Genomic DNA, 11518 nt, shown 5'->3' with positions numbered 1-11518 from the left:
CGCTTTCGCGAGCAGGCTCGCTCCCACAAGGGGTCAGCTGTGGTTACAGAATCCGCATCAGCCCTGCTTCATCCGCATCAGCCCGGCTTCATCCACTTCAAGGCCTAGCCCGAGGTAATCCTTGATCTGCGGATGAAGGGTCACCACTGGGTGCGTGTGCGTTGCCGTCACCACCAGGACGTCAGCCCCGGCGGCCTCGCCTGCCCGGATTCCGGCCTCGGCGTCTTCAAAGACCAGGCATTCCTGGGGCGTCACTTGCAGGCGCTCGGCGGCCAGGCGATAGCAGGCGGGGTTGGGCTTGCCGTCGCTGACGTCTTCGGCGGTAACCATCACGGCGGGACGGGGGATGCCCGCCGCTTCCATGCGACGCAAGGCCAACGCCATGGGCGCGGAGGTGACGATTGCCCAGCGCTCCGGCGGCAAGCTTTCCAGGAACGCCAGCGCACCGGGCACTTGCACCACCCCTTCGACATCTTCGATTTCCTCACGGGTAATCTGCTCGGCTTCCGCCTGGGCATCCACCCCTGGCAGGTGCTGTCGGGCAATGGTGTCGATAGCGCGCACGCCATGGATGGTCGGCAGGAACGTCGCCACATCCACGCCATGGCGCAGGGCCCAGCGTGTCCAGATCCGTTCGGCGGCGGCGATGGAATTGAGCAACGTGCCATCCATGTCGAACAGGAAGGCGCGGTAGGCGATGTTGGAGCGCAGAGTGACAGGCATCGGATCCTCGGTGGGCGGCGTGGCGGGTGATGGCCACTGTAACATCGCCAGGCACCACCCTCCCCTATGGGAGTGGACCCTGTGGGAGCAAGGCTTGCCCGCGATAAAGTTGACGCGGTCTCCCAGAAACCGAGGTGTCTGCATCGCGAGCAAGCTTTGCTCCCACAGGTTCGCCCAGGAATTGGTGTTGTGTTACAAAACGGCGATTCAAACGAGGCGCTCGATCGGCTGATGCTGCCACACCCGCTTGTAGTACAGCGTCTGCAACAGCAGCATGCTCAGGTAAGCCACCGGGAACGCCATCCACACCCCTTGCAGTCCGAAGCGGGCGTCCAGCAGATACGCCGCCGGCACTTGCACGGCGACGATGCAGAAGACCGAAATGGCGACCGGCGCCAGCACCGTGCCGCTGGCGCGCATGATGCCGCCGACGATCGCCTGGAAACCGAACACCAGCAAGCTCCAAAGCATGATATGCAGTAGGTGTTCGGCCTGGATCCGCGCCGCCGGGTCAGTGATGAACAGCCCCAACAGCCAGTGGGACAACAGATAACCCAGCAACACCAGCCCACCGGTGAGCCAGAGATTGATCAGCAGCCCCGTGCGCAGGATCGGCCCCAGGCGCTCCAGGCGTCCGGCACCAATGGCCTGGGCACCGAGGATCGAGGCGGTAATGGCAATCGACAGCGCTGGAAACTGCACGTAGTTGACGATCTGCGTCACCGCGCCGTAGGCCGCCGTGGCCTCGGAACCGTGGCGATTGACCAGCGCGAGGATCACCAACTCCGACAACGAGATCACCACCATCTGCAACCCTGTGGGCAGGCCAATACGCAGCACTTTGCCGAGGATGTCCTTGTCCAGGCGCATCGCCGCGAACAACGCACGGTCCGGCGCCAGGGCATGCTCGCGACGGTTCAGGCGCCACGCCAGCATCAGCATCGCCGACGTCGTCCCCACCAGCCCCGCCCATGCCGCGCTCTGGATGCCCATCTGCGGCAAACCCAGCCAGCCGCGAATCAACGCCGGCGTGAGCAGCAGCCCGACACTGGTGGACACCAGCAGCGCCAACATCGGTGACACCGTATCGCTTACCCCACGCAACAGTTGGGTGAACAGCACGAACACCAGCAACATCGGCAAGATCCACAGCATGACCCGGGCATAGGAAACAGCGTCCTCCAGCACATCGGCCGGCGTGCCGAGCCCCTGCAACGCCTCTCGCGCAAAGACACTGCCAAGCACCGCCGCCGCCAGGCCGATGATCGCCCCCAGCAACAAGGTCGCCCCGGCAATCGCCTTCACCGTGCCGGTTTCGCCGGCGCCGTAGGCCTGCCCGATCAACACCCCCGCCCCCGCGCCCAGGCCGATCACCAACGCGATAAAGAAAAACACGATGGGAAACATGCCCGACACCGCTGCCAACGCCTGGGTCCCCAGCATCTGGCCGATGTAGATGCTGTTGAGCGTGCCGGACATGGACTGCAGGAAGTTGGACAGGACCATGGGAAGCAGGAACAGAAGATAGGTTTTCCAGAGAGGCTCGGTGGGCATGGGGGCTCTGATGGCAGGTTTGAAAATCCGGGTGCCGGTAATTTAGCTCAATCCATACAACTCGTTTCAGAAGATTCGGCGCAGGCTGCTCTTGTGGCTCTTGGCTCTTGGCTCTTGTGACTCTGTGACTCTGTGGCTCTTGTGGCTCTGTGGCTCTTGTGGCTCTTGTGGCGAGGGAGCTTGCTCCCGCTGGGCTGCGCAGCGGCCCCGAAACCTGGACACGCCGTGTATCAGGCTAACCTCGCCAGCCGCTTTTGGGACCGCTTCGCGCTCCAGCGGGAGCAAGCTCCCTCGCCACAAAGGCCCCTCTGCGCGCACTTTCCGCCACGCGGCTTATACCTTCGTCGGGGCCATTCGACATTTCCCAGACTGCGTCTAGTCTGAAATAGCACAGTGCCACGTACTGGGTAGGCCAATGCCTACCGCAATACCGGAATCGGACAGCCGGTCTTAAAGTCCGAGTAAGGGTCGCAGATAACCAGTTATTCGCAAATAACCTGTTAGCAACACTGTTCAAGGACCGAACCATGACGTCGTATTCTCACGGTCATTCCCTTTCCCAACCACAACCGCGCATCCTCTGGAGTGCCGTGCTGGTGGCCATTGCCGCGAGCGTTGGCGTGCTCGCGCTCAATGGCGCGAGTGCATCGAACATCGGCTTGAGCGTGGCGATCCTGGCCTTGGGCGTGGTGACTGGCGTATGGGGAGCGCGCGCGCAACGCCAACAGCTCGACAACGCCCTCGCCGCCGCCATGGCCGACCACGACCTGCAAGGCAGCGAGCACCCGACTCATAAAACCCACGCACAATTCAACGAAGTCATCCTCGGTGCCATGCCGATCTGGGCCAAGCAAGTCGAAAGCTCCCGGCAGCAGACCGAAACCGCGATCGTCTCCCTGACCAGCCGTTTCACCGGCATTTCGTCACGCCTGGAAGACACCGTGCAAGCCTCGCAACTGGCCGCCGGTGAACTGGCCGGCAGCAGCAGTGGCGGCGCCGTGCAGGTGCTGGCCCAAAGCGAAGGCGAACTGGTCAAGGTCATCGATTCCCTGAAGGCCACCCAGGCCAGCCGCGACGAAACCCTGGCCCAAGTGCGCAACCTGACGGCTTATACCGGCGAACTGCGGACCATGGCCGCCGACGTCGCGGCGATTGCCGCGCAGACCAACCTGCTGGCCCTCAACGCCGCCATCGAGGCCGCCCGTGCCGGCGAGGCCGGACGTGGTTTTGCCGTGGTGGCCGACGCCGTGCGCAGCCTGTCGAGCAAGTCCAGCGAGACCGGCCAGCAGATGTCGGCCAAGGTCGACATCATCAACACCGCCATCACCCAACTGGTCCATGCCGCGTCCAGCGGTGCGGACCAGGACAGCCATTCCGTCAGCGCCTCCGAGCAGAGCATCCAGCAGGTGCTGGAGCGCTTCAAGAGTGTCACCGGCCGGCTGGCCGACTCGGCCGACATGCTGCAACGGGAAAGCTTCGGCATTCGCGATGAGCTCACCGAGGTGCTGGTCAGCCTGCAATTCCAGGATCGGGTCAGCCAGATCCTCAGCCACGTGCGCGACAACATCGAGGACCTGCATGTGCACCTGCAGCAGGCCAGCCAGTCGCCCGAACAGGCCGTCTCCATCGACGCCCGCCAATGGCTGGCGCGCATGGAAACCACTTACGCCACCGACGAGCAACGCCGCAATCACCACGGCGACTCGAGCGCGCAACAGACTTCACAGGAAATAACCTTCTTTTAGGAGAGCCGTTCATGGCTAAAAGTGTATTGGTTGTCGACGACTCCGCGAGCGTTCGGCAGGTGGTCGGCATCGCGTTGAAAAGTGCCGGCTATGACGTGATCGAAGCCAGCGATGGCAGGGACGCCCTGGGCAAGCTCAACGGCCAGAAAGTGCACCTGATCATCAGCGACGTGAACATGCCCAACATGGACGGCATCACCTTCGTCAAGGAGGTCAAGAAGCTGGCCAGCTACAAGTTCACGCCGATCATCATGCTCACCACCGAATCCCAGGAATCGAAGAAACAGGAAGGCCAGGCCGCTGGGGCCAAAGCCTGGGTGGTCAAGCCGTTCCAGCCGGCGCAGATGCTGGCGGCGGTCTCCAAGCTGATTCTTCCTTGATGGCCGGAGGCTTAGATGCCATTGCACTACGAAACAAGCGATGACACCGCCCAAGTGCACATCGACGGCGAACTGACGATCTACACCGCGGCCGAACTGGCCGCGCAATGGTTGCCGCACCTGGGCGCAACACCGCGGATGGCCCTGGATCTGTCGCAGATCACCGAGATGGACGGCGCCGGCCTGCAACTGCTGTTGATGGTGCAGCGCGAGGCCGCCAGGGCCGGGACTCAACTGAGCCTGACCGGCCAAAGCAAGGCCGTCACCGAAACACTTGCCCTGTGCAACCTGGTTGCCTAGAGGCCCGCAATACGTCGGACACGACAAAGGATATGAGCGTGAGCATCAATCTCGATCAGGCACAACAGACCTTCATCGTCGAGGCACGGGAACAGTTGCAAGCGATGGAAGAGTCGCTGCTGCAACTGGAAACCGACCCCGGCGACGATGACGCCATTGGCGCGATCTTCCGGGCGGCCCACACGATCAAGGGCTCGGCCGGGCTGTTCGGCCTGGAACCGATCGTCAGCTTCACCCACATCGTCGAAGACGTGCTCGATCGCCTGCGCAACGGCAGCGTCGAGGTGGACGCCGGCCTGATCGCGGTGCTGCTCAAGTCCAGCGATCACATGCTGGAACTGATCAACGTGGCCGCCAACCAGGGCGGAGCGCTGCCGCCGCCGGCCCTGCAACGAGAAGTGGAGCTGTGCCAGATCCTCCAGGAGTACCAAGCGCCCTCGCCCGCCGCGGCCCCGACGCCAGCCCCTGAAACCAGAACCAGTGAACCCGGCGAAACGCGCCTCTGGCACATCTCCCTGCGCTTCGGCCAGGACGTGTTCCGCAACGGCATGGACCCGCTGTCGTTCCTGCGCTATCTGCAAACCCTGGGTGAAATCGTCGACATCGCCACCCTGACCGACGCCCTGCCCGCCGCCGAAGCCTGGGACGCCGAGTCCTGCTACCTGGGCTTCGACATCGCATTTCGCTCGGCCGCCAGCCACGGCGCGATCAACGAAGTGTTCGACTTCGTCCGGGAAGACTGCGAAATCGAGATCGTTGCCATCGATGACGCCACCGCGCCACAGGGAAACACTGGCCTGGTCACGACCTCGCCGCAACAGCCCGAGGAAAACACCGCGTTGGTCGCCGCCGGCGAGTTGCTGGGCGACCAGCGCAAGACGCCGCGCATGCCCGCCCAGGTCGTCGCCGACAAACAGCCGGTGACCAGTGACAACAAGGGCAAGGACGGCACCTACGTGCGAGTCAATGCCGACAAGCTCGACGAACTGATCAACCTCGTGGGCGAACTGGTCATCGCCAGCGCCGGTGCAAGCCTGCTGGCCCGCACCTGCCACAATGACCCGTTGCAGGAAGCCACTTCGTCAGTCTCCGGGCTGGTGGAAGAAATCCTCGACGGCGCCCTGCGCCTGCGCATGATCCCCATCGGCGAAACCTTCAACCGCTTCCGTCGGGTGGTGCGCGATGTCAGCCAGGAGCTGGGCAAGGACATCGACCTGATCATCAGCGGCGCCGAGACCGAGCTGGACAAGACCGTGGTGGAAAAAATCGGCGACCCGCTCATGCACCTGTTGCGCAACGCCATGGACCACGGCATTGAAACCGCCGAGGCCCGCCTGGCCGCCGGCAAACCGGCCAAGGGGCACCTGCACCTCAATGCGTACCACGACTCCGGCAGCATCGTGCTGGAAATCGCCGACGACGGCGCCGGCCTGAACCGTGACCGGATCCTGGAAAAAGCCCAGGAACGTGGCCTGGTGCCGCCGGGGGCCAGCCCCACCGACCAGGAAATCTACAACCTGATTTTCGAACCCGGCTTTTCCACCGCCCAGGCCGTGACCAACCTTTCGGGGCGTGGCGTGGGCATGGACGTGGTCAAGCGCAACATCACCCTGCTGCGCGGCACCGTCGACCTCGACAGCCAAACCGGCAAGGGCACCGTGGTACGCATCCGCCTGCCGCTGACCCTGGCGATCATCAATGGATTCCTGGTGGGCATCGGTCAGTCGACCTATGTCATTCCGCTGGACATGGTCCAGGAATGCATCGAACTGAGCGAAGACGATGGGCTCGCCAGCCGCGAACAAGGCTACCTCGACCTGCGTGGCGAGGTGCTGCCCCTGGTCTACCTGCGCGATCACTTCAACCATGAAGGCCCGCCCGCACGTCGGCAGAACGTGGTGGTGGTGCGCTATGCCGAACTCAAGGCCGGGCTGGTGGTGGATGACTTGCTGGGTGAATTCCAGACCGTGATCAAGCCGCTGGGCAAACTGTTTGGCGCCCTTCGCGGCATCAGTGGCTCGACCATCCTGGGCAGTGGCGCCGTGGCGTTGATTCTCGACGTACCGGCGCTGCTCACCCAGATCGCCCAGACAGAAAACCGTTACACCCCGACTCAATTACAACAAGCCAACGCTCGCTGACGCTTTAGCAACTCCATGGAGAGGTACTTCCCAATGAAATGGTTCTACGACCTTAGAATCGCCACCAAACTGATCACTTCATTTCTTGTGGTGCTGGCGCTGACCGCCGTCATGGGGGTGTTCTCGATCATTCAACTGGGCCAGGTGAACCACACCGCCCTCGACATCCGTGAAAACTGGATGCCGTCCATGCGCGCCGCCTCCGGCATGCGTTTCTACGCGGCGAGCTATCGCCTCAAGGAAAACCGCCATATTGTCGCCGACTCCGAGCAAGAGCGAATCACCCTCGAGCAAGAAGCCGAGGAAGCCAGGAAGGCCTTCGACACGCGCCTGGACACTTACGAAAAACTGCTCTCCAGTGCTGAAGATCGGCAGGTATTCGACACCACCCGCAACGACTGGGCCGCCTATCTGGCGATCAGCAAAGACCTGCTCGCATTGTCGCGGCAGAACCTGACCGAGCAGGCCAATGCGATGCTCAAGGGCGAGTCCAAGCGTCGGTTCGACCTGGTGACCGGCGACCTGCAAAAACTGGTCGAGCTCAACGCGGCTGGCGCTGATGTCGCCAGTGCACACGGCACCAAGCTGTATGAAAACGCACGCCTGTCGATCATCGCCGTGCTGGCTGCCGCCCTGCTGGTGGGCCTGGGTCTGGCGCTGTTCATCTCGCGCATCATCTCCCGTCCGTTGAAACAGGCGGCGGTTGTCGCCGAACAATTGGCCGAAGGCAACCTGAACGCAAAAATCGAAGGCGGCTCCAAGGACGAAACCGGCATGGTGCTCAACGCCATGCAGAACATGGTCGGCAAGCTCTCGCACATCATCGGCGAAGTGCGCAACGCTGCGGACAACCTGGCCAGCGCCTCCGAAGAAGTCAGCGCCACCGCGCAGTCCATGAGCCAGGCCACCAGCGAACAGGCGGCCAGCGTCGAGGAAACCAGTGCCTCCATCGAACAGATGAGCGCCAGCATCAACCAGAACACCGAAAACGCCAAGGTCACCGACGGCATGGCCAGCAAGGCCGCCAAGGAAGCCACCGACGGCGGCGAGTCCGTGCAGCAGACCGTGGTGGCGATGAAGAAAATCGCCCAGCGCATCAGCATCATCGACGACATCGCCTACCAGACCAACCTGTTGGCGCTCAACGCCGCCATCGAAGCCGCCCGTGCCGGCGAGCATGGCAAAGGCTTCGCAGTGGTCGCCGCCGAAGTGCGCAAGCTGGCCGAACGCAGCCAAGTGGCCGCCCAGGAAATCGGCGAGCTGTCGTCCAGCAGCGTCGATATGGCCGAGAAGGCCGGGAACCTGCTCAACGAGATGGTCCCCTCCATCAATAAGACTTCGGACCTGGTGCAGGAAATCAGCGCCGCCTCCGAAGAACAGGCTGCCGGCGTGGCGCAGATCAACACTGCCATGACCCAGCTCAACCAAGTGACCCAGCAAAACGCCTCCAGCAGCGAAGAACTGGCCGCCACCGCCGAGGAAATGAGCAGCCAGGCCGAACAACTGCAACAGGCCATGAGTTTCTTCACCTTGGACACGCCGCCCAAGTCCACTGTGCAAGTTGCCAGGATTGATAACACCCCAGGCCCGTCCAGCCGCAAACCGGCACGGGCAGCGGCACCGGTAATGCCCAAGGCGTTTGCCTACAACATGGCCAGCGCGCCGGACGAATCGGAATTCACCCGGTTCTGACGGCCCGGTTCCACAGGCTTGCTTAAAGGAGAAAAGGCAATGGGCGCCATCGCGACCACACGTCAAACCGCCCTCGCGGTCGAGGAAGAAGCGCAATACCTGACGTTCATGCTGGGCACGGAGATGTTTGCCATCGGCATCCTGTGCATCAAGGAAATCATCGAGTACGGCAACCTCACCGTGGTGCCGATGATGCCGGCCTTCGTGCGCGGCGTGATCAACCTGCGCGGCGCGGTGGTGCCGGTGGTGGACCTGTCGGCCCGTTTCGGCCGGCCGAATTCGGCGATCAGCCGGCGTTCGTGCGTGGTGATCATCGAGGCGGCCAGCGCCGACGGCCTCGCCCAGGACATCGGCCTGCTGGTGGACACGGTGTCGGCGGTGCTGGAAATCCCGGCCTCGCAGATCGAGCCGCCACCGAGCTTCGGTGCGAAGATCCGTGCCGATTTCATCAGTGGCATGGCCAAGGTCGATGGCAAGTTCGTCATCGTGCTGGAGGTGGACCGCGTGCTGTCCATCGACGAAATGTCCCAACTCGCAGAAGCCAGCCCGAACGCGCTGGAAGTGGATGCTCAGTGAACGCCGACACCTGCAAGGAACGCACGCTGAACGCCCAGGCGCTCACTGACCGAGAGTTCGGCCAGTTCCAGTCCTGGCTGTACCAGGCCGCCGGCATCAGCCTGTCCGAGGCCAAGAAAGCCCTGGTGGCCGGGCGTTTGTTCAAGCGCCTCAAGCACTATGGGCTGGACAGCTACGGCGAGTATTTCAAGCTGATCATGAACGGCCAGCGCACCGATGAACTGCAGGTGGCGCTGGACCTGCTGACGACCAACGAGACCTATTTTTTCCGCGAGCCCAAGCATTTCGATTTCCTGCGCCAACACGTACTGCCCCACGCCACGCCCGGCAAGACCTTCCGCCTGTGGAGCGCGGCCAGCTCATCGGGGGAAGAACCCTACAGCCTGGCCATGACCCTCGCCGAAGGGCTCGGCACCACGCCTTGGGAAGTCATCGGTTCGGACATCAGCAGCCAGGTGCTGGCCAAGGCGCGCTCGGGACATTACCCGATGGAACGTGCCCGCACCCTGCCCCAGCCGTTGCTGGTGAAATACTGCCTCAAGGGCACCGGCAGCCAACAAGGCACGTTCCTCATCGACCGGGCGTTGCGCAGCCGAGTCAACTTCATCCAGGTCAACCTCAACGACACCTTGCCGGAGCTGGGGGAGTTCGACGTGATCTTCCTGCGCAACGTCATGATCTATTTCGACCAGCCCACCAAAAGCAAAGTGGTTGCCCGCCTGCTGCCGCGGCTCAAGCCCGGCGGCTACTTCATCGTCAGCCACTCGGAAAGCCTCAACGGCGTGTCCGATGCGTTGAAACTGGTGGCGCCCTCGATCTACCGCAAACCATGAGCGCCGCCATCAGGGACGTGGCCGAGGTGTACCTGGCGCCGGGGGAATTTCGCTTCGCCACCTGCCCGACCCGCCTGCGCACGATCCTCGGTTCTTGCGTGGCGATCACCCTGTGGCATCCGGAACGCAAAATCGGCGGCATGTGCCATTTCATGCTGCCCAGTCGGGTGCGCTGCTCTACCGCGCTGAATGGTATCTACGCCGACGAAGCCATCGAACTGTTCATCCGCCAGGCCAAGGCCCATCGCACCGACCCCGAGGACTACCAACTCAAGCTGTTCGGCGGCGGCGAGATGTTCCCCGAGCTGCAACGCCACGTGCCCTACGGCGATGTGGCGCGGCTCAACGTCAACGCCGCGCTGGAAATGGCCGCCCTCTATCGCCTCGACCTGATCGCCCAGGACATGGGCAGCACTGGCCATCGCAGCATCATCTTCGACCTGTGCAGCGGCGATGTGTGGGTCAGGCACCAACCCATAAGGACCCGGCACTGACCATGTCAAAAAAGATCAATGTACTGCTGGTGGATGACTCTGCCGTGGTTCGCCAGGTGTTGCTGGCGATCCTCAGCGACACGCCGGACATCCACGTCATGGGCGCGGCGTCCGACCCGATTTTCGCCATGGACAAACTGGCCAAGGAATGGCCCGACGTGATCGTGCTGGACGTGGAAATGCCGCGCATGGACGGCATCACCTTCCTGAAAAAAATCATGAGCGAGCGGCCCACGCCGGTGGTGATCTGCTCGTCCCTGACGCCCCGGGGTGCGGAAACCACCTTGCAAGCGATGGCGGCTGGCGCGGTGGAAATCATCACCAAGCCCACCACCGGGCTGAAGAACTTTCTGTTGGAGTCGGCGCCGGAACTGGTCTCGGCGATCCGCGCCGCCGCCCAGGTCAACGTGCGCAACCTGGGCAAGCGCCCGGCCCCGGCGGCGTTGACGCCAGCGACCAAACTCACGGCAGACGCCATGCTGCCCGCCGCCAACGGCCACGCCATGGCGCAGACCACCGAACGCATCGTCGCCCTCGGCACGTCCACCGGCGGCACCCAGGCCCTGGAAGCGGTGCTCACCGCCCTGCCGCGCGTGAGCCCGGGCATCGTCATCGTCCAGCACATGCCGGAAAAATTCACCGCTTCGTTCGCGGCCCGGCTCAACAGCCTGTGCCAGATCGAAGTGCGCGAAGCCCGCAACAACGACCGTATCCACCCGGGCCTGGCGCTCATCGCACCGGGCGGCAAACACATGATGGTGACTCGCAGCGGGGCGTTCTATCACGTGCAAGTGGTGGACGGCCCGCTGGTCAACCGCCATCGGCCTTCGGTGGATGTGCTGTTCCGCTCCGTGGCCAAGTTCGCCGGCCGCAACGCCACCGGCATCATCATGACCGGCATGGGCGACGACGGCGCCCGGGGCCTGAAGGAAATGCTCGACGCCGGCAGCACCACCGTGGCCCAGGACGAAGCCAGCTGCGTGGTCTTCGGCATGCCCAAGGAAGCGATCAAGCTCAATGCTGCGCAACGGGTGATGGGGTTGCAGGAGATTGCCCAGGTGATCTTGCATCGATAGCCAG

General features: G+C 63.2%; 11 protein-coding genes. 9 read left to right on the top strand and 2 right to left on the bottom strand.

Features of this window, described 5'->3' with window-relative positions; genetic code table 11:
* Nucleotides 1–57: 57 nt before the first annotated feature.
* Entirely contained in the window at nucleotides 58–723 is a 666-nt protein-coding gene (locus J3361_RS01320) for an HAD family hydrolase (RefSeq protein WP_207961676.1), read from the bottom strand.
* A 207-nt stretch (nucleotides 724–930) separates the two neighbouring features.
* Nucleotides 931–2277 (bottom strand): MATE family efflux transporter, encoded by a 1347-nt coding sequence (locus tag J3361_RS01315; protein ID WP_207961674.1) that lies wholly within the window; start codon nucleotides 2275–2277, stop codon nucleotides 931–933.
* Nucleotides 2278–2804: 527 nt separating this feature from the next.
* On the opposite strand from J3361_RS01315, the gene J3361_RS01310 reads away from it, so the two are divergent.
* The 9 genes from J3361_RS01310 to J3361_RS01270 are packed head-to-tail and all read left to right on the top strand — an operon-like array spanning nucleotide 2805 to nucleotide 11514.
* The gene (locus J3361_RS01310) at nucleotides 2805–4022 is read left to right on the top strand and encodes a methyl-accepting chemotaxis protein (protein ID WP_207961672.1); all 1218 of its coding nucleotides are present in this window, start codon (nucleotides 2805–2807) and stop codon (nucleotides 4020–4022) included.
* Between the two features lie 11 nt (nucleotides 4023–4033).
* Complete coding sequence (locus J3361_RS01305; RefSeq protein ID WP_186709275.1) at nucleotides 4034–4402, top strand: response regulator; 369 nt, start codon at nucleotides 4034–4036, stop codon at nucleotides 4400–4402.
* 15 nt (nucleotides 4403–4417) lie between these two features.
* Nucleotides 4418–4702 (top strand): STAS domain-containing protein, encoded by a 285-nt coding sequence (locus J3361_RS01300; protein WP_207961670.1) that lies wholly within the window; start codon nucleotides 4418–4420, stop codon nucleotides 4700–4702.
* Nucleotides 4703–4740: 38 nt separating this feature from the next.
* On the top strand, nucleotides 4741–6843 hold the full coding sequence (locus tag J3361_RS01295) for a chemotaxis protein CheA (protein ID WP_207961668.1): 2103 nt from the start codon (nucleotides 4741–4743) through the stop codon (nucleotides 6841–6843).
* A gap of 33 nt (nucleotides 6844–6876) precedes the next feature.
* Nucleotides 6877–8535: a methyl-accepting chemotaxis protein gene (locus tag J3361_RS01290; RefSeq protein WP_207961666.1), complete on the top strand. Its 1659-nt coding sequence runs from the start codon at nucleotides 6877–6879 to the stop codon at nucleotides 8533–8535.
* Between the two features lie 39 nt (nucleotides 8536–8574).
* Complete coding sequence (locus tag J3361_RS01285) at nucleotides 8575–9111, top strand: chemotaxis protein CheW (protein WP_207961664.1); 537 nt, start codon at nucleotides 8575–8577, stop codon at nucleotides 9109–9111.
* Nucleotides 9108–9944, top strand: coding sequence for a protein-glutamate O-methyltransferase CheR (locus J3361_RS01280; protein ID WP_186729691.1), 837 nt, complete (start codon nucleotides 9108–9110; stop codon nucleotides 9942–9944). Before J3361_RS01285 ends, J3361_RS01280 begins: the two co-directional genes overlap by 4 nt.
* A complete protein-coding gene (gene cheD / locus J3361_RS01275; RefSeq protein WP_207961662.1) occupies nucleotides 9941–10438 on the top strand; it encodes a chemoreceptor glutamine deamidase CheD in 498 nt (165 codons plus the stop codon). The genes J3361_RS01280 and cheD overlap by 4 nt, the downstream gene beginning before the upstream one ends.
* A 2-nt stretch (nucleotides 10439–10440) precedes the next feature.
* Nucleotides 10441–11514, top strand: a complete 1074-nt coding sequence (locus J3361_RS01270) for a chemotaxis response regulator protein-glutamate methylesterase (RefSeq protein ID WP_207961660.1) — start codon at nucleotides 10441–10443, stop codon at nucleotides 11512–11514.
* The last annotated feature ends 4 nt before the right edge of the window (nucleotides 11515–11518 follow it).

Origin of the sequence: Pseudomonas sp. OA65 (assembly GCF_017498305.1) — a bacterium.
In the GTDB taxonomy this organism is placed as follows: domain Bacteria; phylum Pseudomonadota; class Gammaproteobacteria; order Pseudomonadales; family Pseudomonadaceae; genus Aquipseudomonas; species Aquipseudomonas zanjanensis.
Note: the sequence above shows the minus strand (reverse complement) of the source record. Positions and strands in the feature narration are given on the sequence as shown.

Coding starts and splice junctions, on each gene's coding strand:
- J3361_RS01320 (WP_207961676.1), bottom strand. CDS start 723: ATGCCTGTCACTCTGCGCTCCAACATCGCCTACCGCGCCTTCCTGTTC.
- J3361_RS01315 (WP_207961674.1), bottom strand. CDS start 2,277: ATGCCCACCGAGCCTCTCTGGAAAACCTATCTTCTGTTCCTGCTTCCC.
- J3361_RS01310 (WP_207961672.1), top strand. CDS start 2,805: ATGACGTCGTATTCTCACGGTCATTCCCTTTCCCAACCACAACCGCGC.
- J3361_RS01305 (WP_186709275.1), top strand. CDS start 4,034: ATGGCTAAAAGTGTATTGGTTGTCGACGACTCCGCGAGCGTTCGGCAG.
- J3361_RS01300 (WP_207961670.1), top strand. CDS start 4,418: ATGCCATTGCACTACGAAACAAGCGATGACACCGCCCAAGTGCACATC.
- J3361_RS01290 (WP_207961666.1), top strand. CDS start 6,877: ATGAAATGGTTCTACGACCTTAGAATCGCCACCAAACTGATCACTTCA.
- J3361_RS01285 (WP_207961664.1), top strand. CDS start 8,575: ATGGGCGCCATCGCGACCACACGTCAAACCGCCCTCGCGGTCGAGGAA.
- cheD (WP_207961662.1), top strand. CDS start 9,941: ATGAGCGCCGCCATCAGGGACGTGGCCGAGGTGTACCTGGCGCCGGGG.
- J3361_RS01270 (WP_207961660.1), top strand. CDS start 10,441: ATGTCAAAAAAGATCAATGTACTGCTGGTGGATGACTCTGCCGTGGTT.